This window comes from Candidatus Cloacimonadota bacterium (genome assembly GCA_016932035.1).
Lineage (GTDB): Bacteria > Cloacimonadota > Cloacimonadia > JGIOTU-2 > JGIOTU-2 > Celaenobacter.
Window position 1 is genome coordinate 24,038 of the sequence record JAFGDR010000035.1, and the last position, 23,284, is coordinate 47,321.

Sequence of the window (23,284 nt, forward strand, 5' to 3'; positions counted from 1 at the left end):
GTAAACCCACTATCCTAATTTCTTGGTTTTCTTTGTTCCGTATTTGGAACGACTCTTCTTTCGGTTATCCACTCCGCTTGCATCCAAAGTACCTCGGATAACATGATAACGTACACCAGGTAAATCTTTTACACGACCCCCTCTGATGAGGACGATGGAGTGTTCCTGAAGATTGTGCCCTTCACCTGGGATATAACTTGTTACTTCAATCCCATTAGAAAGACGCACACGGGCAACTTTTCGCAGTGCTGAGTTGGGTTTTTTGGGAGTGGTCGTATACACGCGGGTACACACACCTCTCTTTTGAGGACAACCCTGCAAAGCCTTATTCTTTTTGGCTTTTTTCTGCTTCTGCCTGCCCTTTCTTATAAGTTGAGAAATTGTAGGCACTTAAGCCTCCTGTTCCTGTATATTGTTTTCAAAATCTTCGTCTTCGAGATGGATGGTCGCTTTTGGTAAGAGATCGTCCACAGTTTTCTTAAGACTCAACTCTTCATCAAGTGTTTCTTTGACCATCTTACGCCAGTATTTTGCACCAGTACCAGCTGGAATTCTATGGCCAATAATTACACTCTCTTTTAGACCTTCAAGGGTATCCACTTTTCCATAAACCGATGCTTCTGTCAGCACTTTCGTTGTGTTCTGGAATGATGCTGCTGAGATAAAGCTGTCTGTTATCAATGCAGATTTTGTAATACCCATAAGAAGCTGCTCAAAGGTTGCAACCTTTCCACCTTCCTGCTCGACTTCAATATTAACTTTCTTTACGTGTAGTTTATCAACGATCTCGCCTTCAAGGAAGATTGTATCACCCGGATCAAGAATCTTAACTTTCTGCATCATCTGACGGACGATTACACGAATGTGCTTATCATTGATGTCCACACCCTGCTTACGGTAGATTTCAAGAATTTCATTAGTAATGAATTCCTGTGTTGCAACAACACCCTTTGCAGTAAGAATATCATGCGGATCGAGTGGTCCATCTGATAGCGGATCACCATTTTCTACGACATCACCCTCGTGCACAATAATTCTGCGGCCATACGGAATCGTATAATCCTGATCAATACCTGTCGATTCTGATGAAATTGTTACTTTTCTTCCAAGTCGGGTAAGTTTACCGATCTTTACCACACCATCGATCTCTGTGATGACTGCTTTACTGGATGGTGACCGAGCTTCAAAAAGTTCAACAACACGCGGAAGTCCACCTGTTATATCTCGCTGTTTGACTGTGACACGTGAGGTTTTACCAAGGATTTCTCCCGGAAATACTCGTGACCCTTCTTCAACTTCCAGATTAAGTCCTGCAGGAAGTGGTACACGGATCTTCTTCTTATCATCAGTTTCAATAATAAGCTGTGCCTGTTTACCGACATCGCGTGATTCAAGAATCGTTATTTCTGTTCGACCAGTTAACTCATTAAATTCAGTTTTATATGTTTCATCATCAATGAAGTCATCATAATGAACGGTACCTTTGACAGTCGAGATCAAAGGAGTGTTGTAGTTATCCCAGCTGAAGAGAAGGGTATCTTTAACAACTTTCTGATCTTCAGATACATAGATCGTTGCACCATATTCAACACTATAATGACTGAGTTCCTCTTTGGATTCGGGATCAATAACTCTTATCTTACCCTGATAACTGGATGCGATCTTTTGGTCATCTCTATCTACGACATAATCCAATCTATCATATTTGACGATACCGTCTTTTTCTGCATTGACTTCTGCTTTTTCCACAAGTGTACTTGCTGCACCACCAATATGGAAAGTTCGAAGAGTAAGCTGAGTACCAGGTTCACCTATACTTTGTGCTGCGATCACACCGACTGGTGTTCCAATCGTTACGGGTTTTCCTGTTGAAAGGTCTCTTCCGTAGCATTTTGCACAAATTCCTTTATCGGCTTCACAAGTAAGCACTGAACGGATCCTGACAATTCTTATACCATGTTTCTGAATAAGATTTGCCTTATCATCGGAAATCGTTTCACCAGCTTCAACAATGATCTCTCCGCTAACCGGATCAACAACCTCTTCAACGGCAGTTCTTCCTTTGATCCTGTCACTTAAAGGCTCGATCGTTTTATTACCTTCCTTGAGGGCAGTCATATCTACACCCTGCATGGTTCCGCAGTCATGAGTCGAAATGACAACAGATTGAGCAACATCTACCAATCTTCGAGTAAGATAACCAGCATCAGCAGTTTTCAGAGCAGTATCAGCGAGACCTTTTCGGGCACCATGTGTTGATATGAAATATTCCAAAATACTCAAACCTTCCTTAAAGTTGGATTTGATAGGATTTTCAATGATCTCACCCATCTCACCGGTAAGTTTTCTGGAAGGTTTTTCCATCAAACCTCTCATTGCACCAAGTTGTTTGATCTGATCTCTACCACCACGAGCACCTGAAACAGCCATAATCCAGATCGGGTTGAAACCCTGCCTGTCTTCTTTCAGCTCTTCCATCATCCTATCAGTGATCTCTTCAGTTGCAATTTTCCACTGGTCGATTAAACGGTCATAACGCTCGCTTTCAGTAATAATACCCGTATCATATTCTTCCTGGATTTCGATCACTTCATCTTCAGAACTCTCAAGAATGTTCGATTTCTGTTGAGGTACGATAATATCGACCATGCCGAAAGTGGTACCTGATTTTGTAGCATACTGGAATCCAATATTTTTAAGATCATCGAGATAGTAAGCAGTTCTTTCAGCACCATATTTCTCATACACTTCGTATGTTAGCTGGTTGATCTTGCCTTTGTCAAAACTATAATTCTTAAAGCTGATATCTTCTGGAATAATTTGGTTAAAGACAACTCTTCCAACCGTTGTAATTATTCTTTTACCAGTAAGTTTACATTTGTATTCAATCCAGGAATGGATATGCAATCCAATATCCTTTTCTTTATCAATAGCACTATATTTTTGATAGGATTTTGTGCCTTGTAATTCATAAGCGACTAATACTTCTTTTGTCGAATTGAATTTTGGAAGAGCTTTCGGATCATCGGGTTCTTCTGATGTAGCAGTGGTCAGAAAATATACACCAAGCACAATGTCCTGACTCGCCATAAGAACAGGTTTTCCATTTGCAGGAGAAAGAATATTATTCACTGGAGTCATGAGTGCCCGAGCTTCCATTTGTGCTTCACCAGAGAGAGGAATATGAACAGCCATCTGGTCACCATCGAAGTCAGCATTGAAAGGGTAACACAAAAGTGGATGCAGCTGAATTGCCTTTTCTTCGATAAGAACAGGAAGGAAAGCCTGCATACTCAAACGGTGAAGTGTAGGTGCTCTGTTCAGGAGAACGGGATAATCTTTGATCACTTCTTCAAGGATCTTCCACACTTCGGGCTTCTTCTCTTCCATGAGACGTTTTGCCTGTTTGGTTGTACTGACACCCTCGAATTTCTCAATTCGTTCAATAATATAAGGCTTGAAAAGTTCAAGCGCCATTTTCTTGGGTAAGCCACATTGATTGAGCTGAAGGTCAGGTCCAATAACAATAACAGAACGACCTGAATAATCGACACGTTTACCGAGAAGGTTCTGACGGAAACGACCCTTCTTTCCCTTAAGTTGATCACTCAAAGACTTAAGGGGTCTGTTTCCTCGTCCTTTAACCGGTCTTGATTTTCTGCTGTTATCAAGTAATGCATCGACAGCTTCCTGGAGAATTCTCTTTTCATTTCTCAGGATGACTTCAGGTGCATGACCTTCAATGAGAGCTTTCAAACGGTTGTTACGAGTAATAACACGTCTATAAAGATCGTTGAAATCCGCAGTTGCAAAACTGCCACCTTCAAGATAAACAAGCGGTCTGAGGTCAGGTGGCATAACTGGGATTGTTTCAAGGATCATCCATTCAGGTCGGTTCCCGGAATTGAGAAAAGCATCAACGATTTTCAATTTCTTAATGAGTTTTGCTTTTGCCTGTTTTGTTTCGAACTTGATAGAAGTTCTTAATTTATCTACCTCATCATTGAGTTCGATCTCTGATAGAAGCAGCCTGATCGGTTCTGCTCCCATCTCAGCTTCGAATCCTGTAGGATACTTCTCTTTTGCATGCTGGTAGGATTCTTCATCGATCACATCACCAACATTGTATTCCGAAGCACCTGGATTGAGAACAATATAAGATTCATAATAAAGAACTCGATCTAATTCTTTTGATTTCAAGTCGAGTAAAAGTTGAATCGGACTCGGTATTTGCTTTACAAACCAAATATGTGCAACAGGTACTGCAAGTTCGATATGTCCCATTCTCTGGCGACGAACTTTTGAAGAGGTAACTTCAACACCGCAACGGTCACAGATCAAACCCTTAAAACGATATTTCTTATATTTTCCGCATGAACACTCGTAGTCTTTCTCAGGTCCGAAAATTCTTTCGCAGAATAATCCGTCCTTTTCCGGCTTGAGTGTTCGATAATTTATCGTTTCAGGTCTTGTCACCTCGCCGTAAGACCAATCTCTGATCTTCTCAGGAGAGGCGATCTTTATGCTTACATAATCGTAATCTTTAACGACTTTGTCTCTTTTTAATTCTCTAATCATGTATGACCCTCATGGTTTGGGGTGTTACTTATTATTAGCTGTCGAGTTTTCAGACTTATCCGAACCCAGATCGAAGTCCAGGCAGAGACTCTTTAACTCGCTTGCAAGCACATTAAAGGATTCTGGAATACCGGGATCGGGTAGTTCCTTACCCTTTGTTATAGCTTCGTATGTTTGATTTCTACCATCGACATCATCAGATTTTACAGTGAGCATCTCTTGCAACAGGCGTGATGCACCATAAGCTTCCAATGCCCAGACTTCCATTTCACCAAGTCTCTGGCCACCGTGTTGTGCTTTACCTCCAAGAGGTTGCTGCGTTACAAGTGAATAAGGACCGGTGGATCGAGCATGCATTTTATCGACTACAAGATGGTTCAACTTCATCATATATATAACACCAACAGTGACGCGCTGATGCATTGCTTCACCACTTTTTCCATCATACAAAATAACTTTTCCATCTTCTGAAAGATCTGCTTTGCTGAGTTGCTCGGTAATTTCATTGATCGTAGCACCATCGAATACTGGAGTTTCTGCATCATAACCTAGCGCACGTGCAGCCCAACCAAGGTGAGTTTCGAGTATTTGACCGATATTCATTCGTGAGGGAACGCCAAGAGGATTGAGAATAATATCAACAGGTGTTCCATCTTCAATAAAAGGCATATCCTGTACGGGAGCGATCTTCGCAATAACACCTTTATTACCATGTCGCCCTGCCATTTTGTCGCCAACTTCAACCTGGCGTTTCTTGGCTATGAATATCTTAACCATTTTCAGAACACCGGAAGGAAGCTCATCTCCATATTTGATACGATCTTTATGCTTTTTGTAATTATTCTCATTTTCATCTAACGCATTCTTAACATCGACAATAATATTTTCGTAGATCCACTCATTTTTATTCTCGTCAGCAACAAGCTTATTTTCAAGGTTCAATTTTCGGAAAGAAATCTTTTTCAATTCTTCATCATCAATTTTCTTATTGGGAGGAATAAAGAATCTTCCAGTTTTTTCTTCAGTTATTCTATATGCCGTTTCACCAATAAGCTGTTCCGTCAGTTTTGCTTTGAGGAATTTATAGATCTTTTTGTTTTCATTATCATATTTGTTTTTAAGTTTAGAAAGTTTCTCTTCTTTTTCCTGTTCAGAGAGTTCATCAGTTTCAGCTTTTGAGAAGACCTTAACATCAACAACGACACCTTCCATACCTGGTTTAGCTTTGAGTGAAGTATCAGAAAAGTCACCAGCTCGTTCTCCAAAGAGTGCACGCATAAGTTTCTCTTCTGGCGACAGATCAACATTTGAAGATTTAGGTGTAATCTTTCCAACTAAAATGTCGCCGGATTTTACATGAGAACCCACCCGAACAACACCGGTTGAGTCCAAGTTTCTCAAAGCGAACTTCGGGACATTAGGTATGTCATCAGTAAGTTCTTCATCACCTTCTCGTGTACTGCGAACCAGAACCTCAAGCTCTTCAATATAAATGGAGGTAAGCTCATCTTCGCGAGCAACTTTTTCGCTGATGATTATTGCATCTTCATAGTTATAACCATACCACGGCATGAATGCAACAAGCATATTTGTACCAAGGGCAAGTTCACTATTCTTAATAGCTGGACCGTCTGAAATTAGTTCGCCTTCTTTTACTTTCTGACCGACAACAACTTCCGGATGTTGATTGATGCATGTTTCCTGGTTTGTTCTCTGGAATTTTTTCAGTTTAAATGTGCGCTCATTTTCTAATGAAGAAATTGTCTCAATTTCATCTTCTTTAAAAATCCTTTTCAGCACTATTTCTTCAGAAGATGCCTTTTCTACGGTTGCGTCAAATGGTGCCTTTATGGCCAATTCCGAATCCTGAGCTACGAGTTTTTCAATACCAGTGGCGACAATTGGAGGTTGAGGTTTAATGAGTGGTACCGCTTGTCGCTGCATATTAGAACCCATGAGTGCTCTATTCGCATCATCATGGTCAAGGAAAGGTATCAAACCTGCAGAAACACTTACGATCTGCTGCCTTGAGGAATCAATATAGTCAACCTCATTTTTAGGAACAAGAACAAAATCACCACCCTGTAGACAGAAGACACGTTCATTAACAATATTACCATTTTTATCAACTTCGATACCTGCCTGAGCAATCTTCATATTCTCTTCCTGAGTAGGATCAAGATAGTCAACCCTGTTCGTTACTTTTCCCTTTTCAACTTTGATATAGGGTGTTTCAAGGAATCCGTATTCATTAACCCGAGCGTAAATTGCCGGAGAAGTTAACAGACCGATATTTGGTCCTTCGGGTGTTTCGATCGGACAAATTCTACCATAATGAGAATAGTGCACGTCTCGAACTTCAAATCCAGCTCTTTCTCGCGTCAAACCTCCGGGTCCTAATGCACTTAATCGTCGCATATGTGTAATAGCAGCGAGTGGATTAGTCTGTTCCATAAACTGTGAAAGTTCACCGGTCAGGAAGAAAGAATTTACAACAGCCATGAGAGCATTGGTATTTACCAAACCGAGCACCGAAGCGTCTTCGCTTGAACTGAGTGTCATTCTCTCACGAGCAATTCGTGCAACGCGGGAAAGTCCAATAGAAAACTGGTTGGCGACTAGTTCACCAACACCACTTACACGACGATTGCTAAGGTGATCTATGTCATCAGTTGAACTGATACCTTTATACAATCTGATCATTTCATTAATAATCGCAATGAAATCATCTTGAGTAAGGATTTGGGTTTCAATAGGAATTTTAAGATTAAGACGTCTATTCAGTTTATATCTTCCAACATCACCAAGACTATATCTTTTCGGATTGAAAAAGATTCGCTCTATCAATTCACGTGCAGTGTCGATTGGTGGTTCTTCGCCAGGTCGAATGATGTTATAGATGAACTTCAATGCTTCTTCTTCGGTTGCAGTTGGATCTTTTGAAAGAGTGCTTTCAATAATCCTTTTTTCATCTTCCTGGCTTTGATGAATTACATTAACCTTTTTAACTTTAGCGGTAATGATCTTATCTACAAGACCTTCAGTGAGAAGCGCTCCTCCCTCAGCAATAACCTCTCCACTCTTCTTATCGATAATATCAGCAAATAACACTCTGTCAGTAAATTCATCCTTAGTCAGATCGAGTTCCTGAGAAGTGTAGAACGTGCTTCTTATTGAGTTATTATCAGATAGTCCCAGACATCGAAGAATCGTTGTGACAGGAACTTTATGCCGTTTATCAATGAGAACGTAAATGACATCTTGAGTATCTGTAAGAAACTGAAACCATGATCCTTGCACAGGAATGACCTTTGCGTTATACAACATTTTGCCACTGCCATGTGTCTCGCTTGTAAACGTTACACCGGGAGAACGATGGAGTTGGCTAATGATAACGCGTTCTTCACCATTAATAATGAAGGTTCCCCTATCGGTGATCATTGGAATCTCACCGAGGAAAAGGTCTTTTTCTTTAACGCTTTTGATCCTCTGCTGTTCACCTTCAACTGTTTTCTCAAAGGTTGTCAAACGAAATTTAACCTTTAAGGGAGAGCTGTAGGTTAAGTTCCTTTCAATACATTCATCAGGAGTATATTTCTCTTTTAGAACATTGTATTGAATGAACTCAAGCAGGAATTGACCTTGCGTATCCTCTACAGGAAAATGATTATTAAATACTTCCTGCAAGCCGATTTCTTCTCTTTTTTCCGGCAGAATATCTTTCTGCAGGAATTTTGCATAAGAACCCTTCTGCATTGTAAGCAGATTTGGGATCTCTACATCGGGCAGTTCAAACCCGTGAAGACTATCAGCCATTTTAGAAAAACTATTTCGTTCCTTCATGTGCTCCTTATTTAGCAAAAGACATCTTCATTCGTGAGAATGAAGAGTCTCTCAATGTTTGAATGAAATGTGTTTTCGAACACGTCATTATTTACTTAATCTCTACAGAGCCACCTTCAGCTTCGATCTTCTCTTTGATTGACTGCGCTTCATCTTTGGAAACACCTTCTGCTACTGGTTTTGGTGCTTCATCAACAAGGGCTTTGGATTCTTTCAGTCCAAGTTTGGTGATTTGACGTACCACTTTAATGACCTGGATCTTCTTTGCACCGGCATTGGTGAGGATCACGTCAAATTCCGTTTTTTCTTCTTCATCTTTTGCGGTTTCCGTTTGAGCTGGTCCTGCAACCGCAGCGACTGGTGCAGCAGCTGTTACACCAAATTCTTCTTCGAGTGCTTTTACAAGCTCAGCGAGTTCCATCACGTTGAGTTCTTTAACAAGCTCAATAATCTTATCTTTTTTGCTGCCTTCTGCCATTATATCCTCCTATAATTAAGCATATTATAATTTATTTCTGGCTAATTTATCAATTGAAGTAAAATACGTTTATGATTGCTTTTTATTCTTGATCTCATTAAGAACAAGAACGAATTTTTGCAAAATACTATTAAGAGTATAGACCAATCCAGTGATAGGTGCGTTCAAGCCTCCAACTACCTTAGCAAGCAATTCCTGCTTTGAAGGAAGATCGACGATTTTTTCGAGCTCGTGTACATCCATAAGCTGGTTGTCGATGACTCCTATTTTGAAATTGAAAAAACTCTTTTCCTCAGGAAGACTTTTCTTGAAATCAGAAATTATTTTCGGGGGAGTTATTTCATCTTCTTTAGATACTGCTACTGCAGTTGGTCCAACCAGGAATTCATCAAGACCTTCAATAGACAGGTCTTTTGCGGCTAACTTTAGAAGTGTATTTTTTGCAACAAAGTAATCAACGTTATTTTCTCTAAACTTGCTTCGAAGGTCTGTATCTTCTTTAACAGATATTCCCTTATAATCAACAAGTACGATAGATTTTGCTTCATCCAAACGTTCTTTTAATAATTGAACATTTTCAATATTTTTTGGATTTACAGCTTTCTGTTCCATATATATTCCTATTTATTCGCTTGAATTTCTTTTATGTAACCGACAGAATCTATTTTGATGCCCGGGCTCATTGTCGAACAAAGGGTGACATTTTTGACGTAACGACCTTTTGCTGATGCCGGCTTGTCTCTCAGGATTGCACGCATGAGTACTTCAGCATTTTCTGCTAGTTTTTCCTTTTCGAAAGATACTTTACCAAGGGGAACGTGAATGTTTGCAAATTTATCAATACGATATTCCACTTTTCCTGCTTTTGATTCCTGAACAGCTTTTGCAATATCATTTGTGATGGTACCTGCTTTAGGATTCGGCATGAGTTTTCTGGGGCCAAGAATTCGTGCAAGTTTACCGACCTTGCCCATCATATTAGGTGTGGCAATTGCGATATCAAAATCTGTCCAGCCGCCTTGAATCTTTTCAGCAAGATCATCCATTCCAACGTAGTCTGCACCAGCTTCTTTTGCTTCATCAGCTTTATCACCTTCTGCAAAGACAAGGACTTTTACATCCTTACCAGTTCCATGCGGGAGCACAACTGTTCCACGAACCATCTGATTTGCCTTCTTTGGATCGACACCCAAACGGACATGAAACTCGACGGTTTCATCAAAGTTCTTATTCGCTATTTCCTTGAGTATTTCGAGAGACTGATTGAATTCGTATGCTTTTTCAGCTTCAAGCTTCTCTATACTCTGATTATATTTCTTACCTCTTTTCATGAAGTATGCTCCTCTATTTCACTAATGCTGAATGGTGATGCCCATGCTGCGAGCAGTACCGGCAACCATCTTCTTTGCTGCCTCAAGGTCTGCTGCATTCAGATCCTGCATTTTGATCTTTGCGATCTTCTCGACCTGTTCTTCAGTAATCGAACCGATCTTTTCTCTATTAGGTACGCCGGAACCTTTTGCAAGGCTGGCTTCCTTTTTAATCAAAACTGCTGCAGGAGGTGTTTTAGTGATAAAACTGAATGTTCTATCACCCCAGACAGTGATCTCTGCAGGGATAATCATTCCCGGTTGATCTTTTGTCTTATCATTGAACTGCTTGCAGAACTCACCTATATTCACACCGTGTTGACCAAGTGCTGGTCCAACGGGTGGAGCAGGAGTTGCCTGTCCCGCAGGCAGTTGTATCTTGATTTTTGCTAAAACTTTTTTTGCCATAGTTATAATAACCTTTAATCGAGCTTTTCTACTTGATTGAAACCGACCTCGACCGGAGTGATGCGACCAAATACGGTTACATTCACCACAAGTTTATCCTTTTCTTCGATAATTCTCTCAATTGAACCTTCAAAATCGTCAAAGGGACCATCGATGATCTTAATGCGGTCTCCAACGATGAACTTCATCTCGCTGGTAACAGAATCTTTATCCCTTTTCACTCCAAGAATCCTGTTCACCTCTTTTTGTGATAGTGGATTTGGCGTTTTATTTCCACCAAGAAATTTGGTCGTTGCAGGAAGTTGAAGCACAAATTGATAGGTTTCTGGAGTCATTTCCATCTCTATAAGAACATAATTTGGAAAAATCTTTTTCTCTTTAACGACCTTTTTTCCATCACGGATAATGAACGTTTTATGAGAAGGAATAATGATTTCTCCAAAGAGATCTTTGAGATCACTGTCTTCAAGATATTTCTCGAGTGCTTCTTTTACCTTTTTTTCTTTGCCCACATAGGTGTGGAGCACATACCATTTCTTTTCCATTATCTAAATAACACCAAATTTACAACCTGTGTGAAAATATTATCAATGATCCAGATAAAGATACCCAGGATGATTGAGAAAGCAATAACAACAGTCGTACCTTCTTTGAGGTCTGCTTTTGTTGGCCAGACAACATTTTTCAGTTCCTGGCGAACTTCTTTCAGGAATTTTCCGATTTTTTTAAACATAAATTTCTTTCCAGAAAAATAATGGCAGGGCTGGCAGGAATTGAACCCGCACTCTTCGGTTTTGGAGACCGCCGCTTTGCCAATTAAGCTACAGCCCTACACATTGAGATTATTTTGATTCTTTGTGAAGTGTATGCTTTCTACAAACAGGACAGAATTTTTTTGTTTCCAACTTATCGGGATGCTTTTGCTTGTTCTTCATGGTCACATAGTTACGTGACTTACATTCAGAACAGGAGAGTTTTATATAAATTCTCATTACATTGCCCTTATTCGATTATCTCTGTTACTACTCCAGCGCCAACTGTGCGTCCACCTTCACGAATAGCGAAACGAAGACCTTTTTCCATTGCGATAGGAGTTAAAAGTTCAATTTCCATAATAACTCTATCACCGGGCATGACCATGTCTGTTCCTTCTGGAAGATGAAGTGTACCGGTCACGTCAGTCGTTCTGAAATAGAACTGAGGTCTGTAACCAGAGAAGAAAGGTTTATGTCTTCCACCTTCATCAGCGGTCAAAATATAGGTTTCGCCTTTGAATTTCTTGTGAGGTGTAATACTGCCTGGCTTTGCCAGAACCATACCACGTTCAATTTCGTCTTTTGCAATACCACGAAGCAACACACCAACGTTATCACCAGCTTCACCACGATCAAGAAGTTTTCTGAACATTTCAACACCGGTAACAACGATTTCACGGGTTTCACGAATACCAACACGTTCGACTTTGTCACCAACTTTAACGACACCACGTTCGATTCTTCCGGTGGCCACGGTACCACGACCGGGAATACTGAAGATATCTTCAATAGGCATCAAGAAGGGTTGATCAGTCTTTCTCTCTGGAAGAGGAATATATTCATCAAGTGCTGTAACAAGCTCGATGATTGACTTTGTCTTCTCTGGGTCATCAGGATTATTTAATGCTTCAAGAGCACTTCCCTGAATGATCGGGACTTCGTCTCCCGGGAATTCATAGTCATTAAGAAGATCTCTGACCTCGAGTTCAACTAATTCGATAAGTTCAGGATCATCGACCATATCTGTCTTATTTAAATAAACCACAACATAAGGCACATTCACTTGCTTTGCAAGAAGAATATGTTCTCTTGTCTGGGGCATGACACCATCAGCAGCACTGACGACGAGGATTGTTCCGTCCATCTGTGCAGCACCGGTAATCATGTTTTTGATATAGTCAGCATGACCTGGACAGTCAACATGTGCGTAATGACGATTATCACTTTCATACTCAACGTGAGCTGTTGCAATGGTTATACCACGTTCTTTCTCTTCTGGGGCATTATCGATCTGATCGAAAGAGACATAAGATGCCTGCCCCTTTTTTGAAAGAACAAGGGTCATTGCTGCAGTTAATGTGGTCTTTCCATGGTCAATGTGACCGATGGTTCCAACATTAACATGCGGTTTTGTTCTCTTATAAGTTTCCTTTGCCATGTATCCTCCTGATATTATACATTTCTATGGAGCTCATGACCGGGATTGAACCGGTGACCTCATCCTTACCAAGGATGTGCTCTACCGACTGAGCTACATGAGCATGGAGCGGGAAACGGGGTTCGAACCCGCGACCCTTAGCTTGGAAGGCTAATGCTCTAGCCAGCTGAGCTATTCCCGCTGTAAGATGGTGGGGAGAGAAGGATTTGAACCTCCGAAGGCTTCGCCGGCAGATTTACAGTCTGCTCCCTTTGACCGCTAGGGTATCTCCCCACTAAAAAAATTCTGGAGCCACCAGAGGGATTTGAACCCCCGACCAGAGGTTTACAAAACCCCTGCTCTACCCCTGAGCTATGGTGGCTACTGGATTTATACACTTTTGTACCACTCTATTAATCAGAAAATACAGATTGCCGAGTTGACAAAAATACTGTCAAATTTTTTATACTTTTTTATATTATTTATATATAAACAGGTTCATTTAATAAAGATAATAAAGATATTTCAATATTTGTACGAAAATTTTCAATTCGTTATGATTTCATTCGCCAGAAAGTACCCTCTGCACTATCCCGAACTTCAACTCCCATTTTTGCTAAAATATCTCGTATTTCATCAGAGCGAGCCCAATCTTTATTCTTTCGTGCTTCATCACGTTCTTTGATGAGTTTTTCAACTAATTCAACATCTACTTTTTGCTCTGCTTCTAGCTCAAGAATTTGCTCTGCTCTATCAAGCTGCAACCCAAAAATCTTATCGAATTCTCTGATCAATTCATATTTTTCACGATCACCGATCTCGTTCGCACGAAGCACTTTCCACAATACTGCAAGAGCTTCAGGCATATTAAGATCATTATTTATCTTCTCATAAAATTCATGCTTGACGGCTTGTATATATTCGTCATTAGGTTTACTGAAACTACTATTCTTTTTGATTTCTATGATAATATTAATCAATCTGTCATAAGTAGATTTTGCCGTTTCCATAGCTTCATCACTGAAGGTAAGCGGCTGTCTGTAATGAGCTCCCAGGCAGAAATAACGATAAACCATTGGAGAATATCCCATTTCAACCAGTTTTGTTAAGGTGAGAAAACCACCTTTTGACTTACTCATTTTCTCTTCATTCATAATGAGAAATTCCGCATGTAACCAGTATTTGACCCACGTCTTTCCAGTGGCTGCTTCACTCTGTGCGATCTCATTTGTATGATGCACCGGAATATGGTCTATACCACCGCAATGAATATCAAAGGTTTCTCCAAGATAGCACATGGATATTGCAGAACACTCGACGTGCCAACCCGGATACCCTCTTCCCCATGGACTGTCCCACTTCATTTCCTGATCATCGAATTTTGATTTTGTGAACCACAGAACAAAATCGAAGGGATTCTTCTTTGCTGCATCAATTTCAATTCGGGCACCTGCTTTGAGTTTTTCTACATCCAATCGGGCTAATTTGCCATATTCTGGAAATTTTGAAATATCAAAATAAACATTACCGTCAGCAATATAGGTATATCCCCTATCCTCAAGACGTTTTATCAAATCGATCATCTGCTGGATATGAGCAGTTGCTTTGACATGATAATTCGGTGGTATGACATTGAGTTTTTTAAGGTCACTCTCGAATGCCTTTGTGTAATGATCAGCAATCTCCCAGACAGTCTTTCCTTCCTTTTTTGCTTCCTTGACCATCTTGTCTTCACCGGTATCCGCATCAGAGGTGAGGTGTCCGATATCAGTTATATTCATCACATGCGTGACCTTATAGCCATCATACATGAGTACACGTTTAAGGATATCTTCAAAAATATAGGTGCGCAGATTCCCAATGTGCGCATAATTATATACGGTCAGTCCGCAGGTATAGAGCCCGACTTCATCTTTTTTTATAGGTTTGAATTCATCTTTTTTACGAGTCATCGTATTATATAATTTAAGACTCATGCAGCTCCTTTCCGCAATATTGTAATCTTCGTTTCACCGTATATCTTTTCTTTTACAATGTACTCAGAAAATCGTGTGATATCTTCTCTTTTTCTGGTTTCAGCAATGATCAATCCATCATCATTCAATATTCGATTTATATAAATTGCTTCAATTACTTTCTCTGCTACTTCCTGTTTATATGGCGGGTCAAAAAAAATGAGATCATAGACTTTTTTGCAATTTTTTATATAACTCAACACAGAACTTAAATGGATATATGTTACATCATCAAAACCAAGAGATTGAATATTTTTTTGAAGTACTTTACCAACCTTGAACGATTTCTCGACAAAATCACACCACCTGGCTCCTTCACTGAGTGCTTCCAATCCTAAACTGCCGCTGCCGGCAAAAAGGTCAAGAACATCTACTCCTTCAATCTCATCTCGGATAATTGCAAATAGCGATTCCCGCACCCTGTCCATTGTCGGTCTTACCGAATATTTTGGAACGTCGATTGTGCGCCCTTTATGAGTACCTGCTATAATTTGCACGGTTCTATCAGTTACAATTACAGATTATCTGCGATGTTTCCTCTCTGAATGCTTTGTTTTCCAATTTCTATAGGCAACAAGAACGGGACTGGCAATAAAGATCGAGGAATAAGTACCGATGATAACACCGATCAGCAAGGTCGTCGAGAAAGCACGAATACCTTCTCCACCAAAGAAGAATAGGATTACAACAACAATCAAAGTTGTGAAAGAGGTAATAACTGTTCGTGAAAGGACATCATTAATACTGTGATTGATCACAGAGTCATAATTCTCTTTTCTGTATATCTTCAAATCCTCTCTAATACGGACGAACAGCACGATCGTATCATTGAGTGAATAACCGACGATCGCAAGAAGTGCAGCGATGACACTGATCGTTATCTCAATATTAAAGATTGATAGAAGTCCTATTGTTATTATAACGTCATGAAAAAGTGCAAGCACAGCAGCTAAACCAAAGGTCAGTTCAAATCTCCACCAGATGTAAATAATGATACCAAGCAGGGCAAGCAAGATGGCAATGACAGCTTTCCCGCGCAATTCTTCACCAACTTTTGACCCGACATGCTCACTTCTTCTCAGGAAATCAATCTCTGTTTTGTTGCCAGCATATTTTGAAAAATTAGATCGCAGAACAGATAACAGTTTTTCTTCATCCTCCTTGGGGTTTTCACTCGCTTTGATCTTGATCAAAATAATATTCGGATTTCCAAATTCCTGTATGACTGCATCACTGAAACCTTCTGAACCGAGAACATCTCGGACTTGCTGGATTTCAACCGGGGGAGTATCCTGTGTATCAGGAGTGAAATCAAATTCAAAAAGCGTTCCACCCGTGAAGTCAATGCCGTATTGAGGTCCGCCATGAATGATCCAGGATACGATACCTGCAAGGATAAGCAGTCCTGAAATGATGAAAGCAATCTTACGCTTACTGATAAAATCTATATGGGTATTTGTTAAGAAATTCATGTTGATCTCCTCTTAAATACTTAGGCTTTTTCTGGGCTTTCGTGTAATCACACCATCAAAAATGGCTTTCGTGACAACGATTGCAGTGAACATCGATGCAAGGATACCAATACTCAACGTAACAGCAAAACCTCTGATAGGACCGGTCCCGAACTGATAGAGCACAACCGCAGTAATAAGTGTTGTGATGTTCGCATCAGCAATCGTGATAACCGCTCGCTTATAGCCGTTATCAATTGCAGTCCGAACCGTTTTGCCAGCTCGCAATTCTTCACGTATTCTCTCAAAAATAAGCACGTTCGCATCAACTGCCATACCAATTGTGAGGATGATACCTGCTATACCCGGCATGGTCAAACTTGCATTGAGCATTGTAAGAACAGCAAGGATAATGAGAACGTTCCCGAGAAGGGCAATATTAGCAATTACACCTGATACCTTATAATACAAGATCATAAAGATCATTACGATCACGAGACCGAGTATGGCAGCTTTGAAACCTGCGCGAATGGAGTCAGAACCGAGTGTTGGTCCAACCGTTCGCTCTTCAACGATATTAACGGGAGCAGGAAGATTACCTGCATTCAGGACGATTGCCAGGTCTTTTGCTTCTTCCATCTCACCAATGCCTGTTATCATTGCGTTTCCATCTCTGATCTTATCATTGATCACCGGTGCAGAATGAACGACATTGTCCAGTACAATTGCAAGCTGTTCATTGATATGATTACCGGTCACATTAGCAAAAATGCGCGAACCTTCATTATCGAGCTGCAAACTCACGTAGGGCTTATTTGCTATCTTGGGATCCATTCCCTGCCCTATACGAACATCTGCAGTCTTTAGATGTGTCCCTGTGAGTTCGACAGTATCATACAAGAAATAAACTGGTCGAGCTCCCATAATATTATCTTCATCAACTTTACCAAGAAGAATGACCACACCTTCGGGCATGACTTCTTGTACTTCAGGCAAATTTATTACCTTTCTGAAAAGCTCAAGGTTTTCGGGACGAACGATCAAGCGCTGTCCATAAACGGCAACCAGACTTGAAAAGAGATGATCGTGTGATGTTTCTTCTTCAACTGCTGCAGCTGTTGAATCTGCAAGAGAATCTGCTTCTTCGCCCTCGAAAAGTGCTTCTTCAACCGCACTCTCCTTTTCAACCTCAACTTTTTTCAGATATGCATATTTATCATAATTGCTCTTGAGATATTCATCGATTGCTTCAACAGCATTTCTGATGTCCTGCGTATTGGCAACAAGCTGGAATTCAAGCAATGCTGTCTTTCCGATGAGTTCTTTTGCTCTTCCTGCATCACGAAGTCCGGGAAGCTGAACAAGGATTCTTTTATTCCCAATCTTCTGAATAGTAGGTTCTGCCACACCAAACTGGTCGATACGGTTTGTGATGATCTGCTGAGCGCTCTTCACAGCATTATCAGCAGTTTCTGTTGGAAGTCCTTCAGTCTCAACTTCAAGAACAAGGTGCATGCCGCCCTGCAGGTCAAGACCGAGCTTAAGCTCTTTACTGCTGAACCATGAAGGCAATTCTACCCTCGAGGTTTTTTCAACAAGTTCAGCTTTAATGATCTGATCCTTTGTGAAATCAATATCACCTTCAATCGATCTGAGCATGTAGTCAGGCAACCTTCCGGAAACAGTCAATGTGTCATGCAGTTCCGTCATTGTTATCTGATCTTCAAACTCCTGACCGAACAGATTACTCCCGATCTTATACTCATGTTCATTTATTTCATAGATCAGGTTTTGGTTCTGATCATAGACGTCGATGTTGACGATCGCATATTCATTTTTCGCAATGAGTGGTAAAAGATAGTAGATCGTAACAAGGAAAACAACGATAATGATCGTCGTTCTAAACCAGTTTTTCTTCATGAGGAAACCCTTTCATATACGTAAATTATTTTTATGAAAAATTTGTTGCATTTTTTTATTGGTGAATTTTAAGTCAAGTATAACAAAAAATTCGCCTTATATTCTCTCCTAAAATAAGAAGACCTTGCGAATGGTTTTATGCGGAAGGCACGACTCCCATCGCAAGGTCTTTCCCTAATGTTACTTCATAATCACCATTTTGTTGATCAATGAAGTTTGAGGAGTACTCAGCTTATAGAAATAAACTCCCGATGGATAATCCCCGGAATTCCACTCAATCGAGCCTTCTCCTGACTGTAGGTCATCGTTGAGTATTTGCTCTACAAGCTGTCCTAGTATATTATAGATCTGTAATTTCACTTTTGTTGCTTGTGGTATTGAAAACGATATTATTGTTGATCCTTGAAATGGATTGGGATAGTTGATCAATGTCATCTGGTGATATTGCGGATCAGGTCCAATTCCCATTGACTGATCATAATAATAGGCACCCATATCTGCAATCGTGCTATCCGAATCAAGAGGAGAATTCGGATCGCCAGCATCGATGCAGGGCGAGCCCCATTGAAGATGATAATCATTGTTTGCAGGATCGACGAACATCGGATCCATCTGGATATTGTAGAATGCATCGCATGAATCACCATTTGCATTTGTTGTAACATTAAGTCCGATTGAATCATTCAAGCCGTAAAAGTTACCAGCTTCATTATTCCAAAAATTAGAATAACCTACGTCAGCATTTCCACCAGTAACCTGAAGACCATACCGACATAAATTATTTGTAATAATCGTATTATCAATTGTGAGTGAGTAATTTTCATTTCCAAAATATATTCCTCCTCCAAAGCAATTATCAATGGTCACTTCTGACAATGTGATATCTGAATGTGAAGAAAAAATACCACCCCCACGATCCGGACACATATTTGAAGAAATTTGAGTTTTAATTATACTTAGCAAACAATTATCGCAATAAATACCACCACCAGTAGTTGCAATATTATTAATAATTTTAATGTTTTCAATAGTAATCTTCGAATCATAACAATAAAATCCCCCCCCCCGATTAGAACGCCCACCAGTAATTGTGACATTTTGAACTAAAGCATCCCTGACAAAATTGAATTCTATAACGCTTGAATGATTTTGACTTGCATCAAGTATTGTACCATCAAGAGAACTCCCTTTAAGATGAACGTAGCTACTCCATTGGATTGGAAATATCTCGCCATTAGTTGAATCACTATAAATCCCTTCTTCAATATGTATTGTGTTAATATTTATACTGTCTGAATATATCTTAGATAATGCAAATGTTATCGTTCTGAACGGCTCTTCGGGGTATAAGCCACTGTTTGTATTACTTCCATTAACCGAAACATAGACATCTGAGTTTATTAGACTATCTTCGACAGCTTGATTTATTTCAATAATAATTTTATCCAAAGGTGAAATATAATATTCTGTTGGATTGATAACTGTAAAAAGATCAACGAATACATGAATGGTATCATTATTATGACAAAATATGTCAGCACCGAACCCCTTGCTTTCATTTATTGAATTCGAATAAATATTACATCTTGTTTCTGGAGAAAATATTGGACTTGAACTCGAAGAAATGTATAATCCAGCACCATTGAATGTAGCTTTGTTATTAGTTATATTAACATAATTTAATATTGGATTGGAATTCTTGCAATAAAATCCTCCACCTGATTGATACGCTTTGTTATAATTGATTCGGCTATTGTACATATTTAAATTAGAACAATCAAGGAAAATTCCACCACCTACTAAAGAACGGTTACTATATACTGTAATATTAACAAAATCAATATTATAAGAATCTAAACAATAGATTCCACCACCATACATTTGTGCTTCATTATTAACGATGCAAGAATTCTCTACAGTTGGTGAAGCATTATAACATGCTATACCTCCCCCATATTTAGCATAGTTACTAATGATAGTTAGATTCATTAATTTTGGAGACGAATAATTACTACATAAAATTCCACCACCAATATCATCGGAGTATCCACTTTGAATTGTAAAACCACATAGTACTGTTTCATAATTTTCACCATTTTCAAAAATAACAACTAACCCGTTATCATTACCATCTATGATAGTCCCAGAAATGTAACTTGTATCCTGGGTTGTAAGAAACAATGAACCCAGCGTGATATTCTTCCCATTGAAATTAATATTCTCTATATACGTTCCTGGTTGTACCAGAACCGTATCACCATTAATCGAAGCATTGATCCCTTCCTGAATCGTCGTATAATCGAGCGGTACGTTAATTACTTCCGCATTGTAAACAGAAAATAAAGAAATAAACGCACTTACGAGTATAAATCTCTTAAACATAATTAGAGTCCTCCTGTGGACTGGTTTAGTTGAGTTATAGATTTGGTGTGCCTTAATGAATGTTACCTGTTAGGTTAACAAGTTTTTATATAAGCTACCTCCACTTTGGTGGACATTTAAAAAAAGACACATCAAAGTCTGTCAAGTAATTCCCAACTTAATCGATGTATGTTTATTAGTTTATTACAGTCGTATCATTACAAATCTGTAATTTGCACCGGTACTTTCTATGTATCTTATTACTTATCTCAATAAAATCAGCTTTCTTGTTTCGTATATCTTACCATTAATCGATAATCGATAAAAATACACCCCATTCTCTAATTCATTACCACTCTCATCCTTACCATACCACATGACTGTATGCTTGGATGTTACTCTGGAATAGAGTTTTTTCACGAGCTGTCCTTTGAGGTTGTAGACCGAAAGATCTACCTGTGCAGTTTCTGTAAGATTAAATGCAATTCGGGTTGAACTTACTACAGGATTGGGTTCATTTTGCAGAAGACCAAATCGCTCTGGAATAACAATACCGCTACCACCAGAATTGTGATGATCTGGAATACTGAGAATTGCTACATTATCGTAGTGATTGATGATTCCACCATAATCAACTGATTCAAGCCAGTAATAATAACAATCCCCCACTTCAGGATTCTCAAGATCATCTTCATAGGTATAAAATTGCTGTTGGGTCGTGGTACCGTGTCCTTCTATCATATCTGAAATTATTTCTGATGATGAAAAATCATTCTCATCATACCGGCAGATGAACCAACCCATATTATCTGTCTCAGACTGAGTCGACCAGTGAATGGTTGGTGTGTTCTCAATGAATTGTGCAGTGAAAGTACAAAGTTCCACCGGAAGTGTGGGATCTGTACAAACCAAATTGTATTCAGGAGAGGTATTTTTAAAATGAATCCAACCAATATTTTCTGCCCAGGCATAGCCATCAAAACTGCCCGTAGTCATATTAATAGTAACCTGGCTATGTGTCGGATTAAAATTTATCCAACCAGCATTGGTACTCCAAGCATAACCGGAAAGATTACCCGCGCCATCGTGGTTTACACCATAATCAATATTGCTGTCATTCTGATATGTGTGTGGTGATCCTCCTGTGTATGTTCCCATTCTTATCCACCCAATATTTTCTGCCCAGGTATACCCTTCCAGATGATCAGCATAAACAGTAACGCCGCCATTTGAGGAACGAAAATTAACCCAGCCGATGTTGGTTCCCCATGCCCACTTGTCTGTTGCGTCGATATTACTGGTTTGAGCAAAAAGTGGAAAAACAAAGAGTAGCATTAATAATATTGTAAGAGTAAAAATTAATAACTCTTTATTCAGTTTTTGTAAATGCATAGTTATTCCAGTATTTTTATAGTTTTTCATAATTAATTCCTATCACGAACTGCCCAGACAACAAAAGAATGAGTTTTATCTCCTAATGTAGCTGATCCTCCAACATTCATTGCAACTATCCATGCATTATCTGAATTAAATGCTAATGAAGTGCTTGACCAGTAGCCCTCAGATTGCACATTTGAAAAAGGGTGCCCACTCGGTAATGGTGGATATGGATCGTGACTTGCTCCAAAATCAATGAGCGAAAATAATTCTCTAATATTAGGCAGACGCCAATCTCCAGCTGATGAATCATCACTCAAGCCATATAACCCGCTTTCAAGATTCGAGCAATCAGTTAATGCATCGGTCCAAGATCTTAGTCCAAAAGTTTCTGCATTTTTGAGCCATACAAGTCCTGTTAAATTATCAGTTATAGTTCCATCCTCACTATCGGTGAAGCGTGGTGAAGGCCATGCTATTCCTTTTTCTAAATCACCGTCATCACCTGTAGCATATGAAGTTGTTTGTCCTGTTTTCGGAATTATCTTGCTGAGAGCTTCATCAGCTGCTTCATATACTTCGGTGAGTGTATGCCCGGTTGATCCAGGACCCGAACTTGGTTCGGTGAAAGTACTCATGGAACCCGTTGTGCCGTCTTTCAACAGGTTATAAATGTCCTCAAGTGTATAGGACTCTGTCTGACTCGGATTACCGGGTGAATCAAGTTCTCCAGCATACATTTCAGATAGAAATAGTATACTGAACAATATTATGATGATTGTGTTTATTTTCATTTTTTCTCCTTATCATGATTTTTTTTAAGAGGAAAGTACCGTGTCTACTTCACTTTGAAGAGCATTCATGCTAAGTGGTTTTTCCAGATAATTATGCACCTGTAACCTATCGCCATCTCTGTGAACATTAGCCGAAATATACGCACTCGTGATTATTGCTGGTATCGTTAAATGAGATTTACGAGCAAATCTTAAGAAATCTAGTCCATTGCCATCTGGGAGTTTAAGATCAAGGATCAGCAAATCAATGTTCTTACCCATATCATGCAGTATTTTTTTTGCTTCCTTTATGGTCTCGGCAGCAAGTATCAATAGAGTATCTTTTTTCAAAAATTCAATGATCTGTTCTGTCTGATATTCAGAATCTTCAAGTAAGAGAATTAAAAATTTTTTTTCAATCATACTAATATATAAAGGCATAAATTGTGCCAAAATAGTTAAAAAATTGGAAATTATTAATATCTATTCTGTAATAATTCAGCTAACTGCCCTTATATATTATAGTTATGGAAGTTTA

The 23,284-nt window shown here is 39.4% G+C and carries 19 protein-coding genes and 5 tRNA genes; all 24 read right to left on the reverse strand.

Going from position 1 to position 23,284, the window contains the following annotated elements:
- Positions 1-9 precede the first annotated feature (9 nt).
- Entirely contained in the window at positions 10-390 is a 381-nt protein-coding gene (locus JW794_06240; GenBank protein ID MBN2017710.1) for a 30S ribosomal protein S12, read from the reverse strand.
- Positions 391-4,578 carry a DNA-directed RNA polymerase subunit beta' gene (gene rpoC / locus JW794_06245; GenBank protein ID MBN2017711.1) on the reverse strand — a complete coding sequence of 1,396 codons (4,188 nt, stop codon included), beginning with the start codon at positions 4,576-4,578 and terminating at the stop codon, positions 391-393.
- Positions 4,579-4,602: 24 nt separating this feature from the next.
- Entirely contained in the window at positions 4,603-8,421 is a 3,819-nt protein-coding gene (gene rpoB, locus JW794_06250; protein ID MBN2017712.1) for a DNA-directed RNA polymerase subunit beta, read from the reverse strand.
- Between the two features lie 91 nt (positions 8,422-8,512).
- The gene (rplL, locus tag JW794_06255) at positions 8,513-8,899 is read right to left on the reverse strand and encodes a 50S ribosomal protein L7/L12 (protein ID MBN2017713.1); all 387 of its coding nucleotides are present in this window, start codon (positions 8,897-8,899) and stop codon (positions 8,513-8,515) included.
- 69 nt (positions 8,900-8,968) lie between these two features.
- The gene (locus JW794_06260) at positions 8,969-9,511 is read right to left on the reverse strand and encodes a 50S ribosomal protein L10 (protein ID MBN2017714.1); all 543 of its coding nucleotides are present in this window, start codon (positions 9,509-9,511) and stop codon (positions 8,969-8,971) included.
- 8 nt (positions 9,512-9,519) lie between these two features.
- Entirely contained in the window at positions 9,520-10,230 is a 711-nt protein-coding gene (locus JW794_06265; protein ID MBN2017715.1) for a 50S ribosomal protein L1, read from the reverse strand.
- Between the two features lie 21 nt (positions 10,231-10,251).
- On the reverse strand, positions 10,252-10,677 hold the full coding sequence (rplK, locus tag JW794_06270) for a 50S ribosomal protein L11 (GenBank protein ID MBN2017716.1): 426 nt from the start codon (positions 10,675-10,677) through the stop codon (positions 10,252-10,254).
- Positions 10,678-10,691: 14 nt separating this feature from the next.
- Positions 10,692-11,222, reverse strand: coding sequence for a transcription termination/antitermination factor NusG (nusG, locus tag JW794_06275; GenBank protein ID MBN2017717.1), 531 nt, complete (start codon positions 11,220-11,222; stop codon positions 10,692-10,694).
- The gene (gene secE / locus JW794_06280; GenBank protein MBN2017718.1) at positions 11,222-11,410 is read right to left on the reverse strand and encodes a preprotein translocase subunit SecE; all 189 of its coding nucleotides are present in this window, start codon (positions 11,408-11,410) and stop codon (positions 11,222-11,224) included. Before secE ends, nusG begins: the two co-directional genes overlap by 1 nt.
- Positions 11,411-11,432: 22 nt before the next feature.
- Positions 11,433-11,508, reverse strand: a tRNA-Trp gene (locus tag JW794_06285).
- Positions 11,509-11,519: 11 nt separating this feature from the next.
- Positions 11,520-11,669, reverse strand: coding sequence for a 50S ribosomal protein L33 (gene rpmG, locus JW794_06290; protein MBN2017719.1), 150 nt, complete (start codon positions 11,667-11,669; stop codon positions 11,520-11,522).
- 10 nt (positions 11,670-11,679) lie between these two features.
- On the reverse strand, positions 11,680-12,870 hold the full coding sequence (gene tuf / locus JW794_06295) for an elongation factor Tu (protein ID MBN2017720.1): 1,191 nt from the start codon (positions 12,868-12,870) through the stop codon (positions 11,680-11,682).
- Between the two features lie 27 nt (positions 12,871-12,897).
- Positions 12,898-12,973 (reverse strand) — tRNA-Thr (locus JW794_06300).
- Between the two features lies 1 nt (position 12,974).
- Positions 12,975-13,051: transfer RNA gene (locus tag JW794_06305), tRNA-Gly, on the reverse strand.
- A 7-nt stretch (positions 13,052-13,058) separates the two neighbouring features.
- A tRNA-Tyr gene (locus JW794_06310) sits at positions 13,059-13,143 on the reverse strand.
- 13 nt (positions 13,144-13,156) lie between these two features.
- A tRNA-Thr gene (locus JW794_06315) sits at positions 13,157-13,231 on the reverse strand.
- 172 nt (positions 13,232-13,403) lie between these two features.
- Entirely contained in the window at positions 13,404-14,825 is a 1,422-nt protein-coding gene (locus JW794_06320) for a cysteine--tRNA ligase (GenBank protein ID MBN2017721.1), read from the reverse strand.
- Positions 14,822-15,361 (reverse strand): 16S rRNA (guanine(966)-N(2))-methyltransferase RsmD, encoded by a 540-nt coding sequence (gene rsmD / locus JW794_06325; GenBank protein MBN2017722.1) that lies wholly within the window; start codon positions 15,359-15,361, stop codon positions 14,822-14,824. Before rsmD ends, JW794_06320 begins: the two co-directional genes overlap by 4 nt.
- 24 nt (positions 15,362-15,385) lie before the next feature.
- Positions 15,386-16,336 carry a protein translocase subunit SecF gene (secF, locus tag JW794_06330; GenBank protein ID MBN2017723.1) on the reverse strand — a complete coding sequence of 317 codons (951 nt, stop codon included), beginning with the start codon at positions 16,334-16,336 and terminating at the stop codon, positions 15,386-15,388.
- A gap of 12 nt (positions 16,337-16,348) precedes the next feature.
- Positions 16,349-18,235, reverse strand: a complete 1,887-nt coding sequence (gene secD / locus JW794_06335; protein ID MBN2017724.1) for a protein translocase subunit SecD — start codon at positions 18,233-18,235, stop codon at positions 16,349-16,351.
- 180 nt (positions 18,236-18,415) lie between these two features.
- Complete coding sequence (locus tag JW794_06340) at positions 18,416-20,617, reverse strand: T9SS type A sorting domain-containing protein (protein MBN2017725.1); 2,202 nt, start codon at positions 20,615-20,617, stop codon at positions 18,416-18,418.
- 243 nt (positions 20,618-20,860) lie between these two features.
- A complete protein-coding gene (locus tag JW794_06345) occupies positions 20,861-22,018 on the reverse strand; it encodes a T9SS type A sorting domain-containing protein (protein MBN2017726.1) in 1,158 nt (385 codons plus the stop codon).
- Between the two features lie 2 nt (positions 22,019-22,020).
- On the reverse strand, positions 22,021-22,767 hold the full coding sequence (locus JW794_06350) for a DUF1566 domain-containing protein (GenBank protein ID MBN2017727.1): 747 nt from the start codon (positions 22,765-22,767) through the stop codon (positions 22,021-22,023).
- Between the two features lie 24 nt (positions 22,768-22,791).
- Positions 22,792-23,169: a response regulator gene (locus tag JW794_06355; protein MBN2017728.1), complete on the reverse strand. Its 378-nt coding sequence runs from the start codon at positions 23,167-23,169 to the stop codon at positions 22,792-22,794.
- Positions 23,170-23,284: the final 115 nt, after the last annotated feature.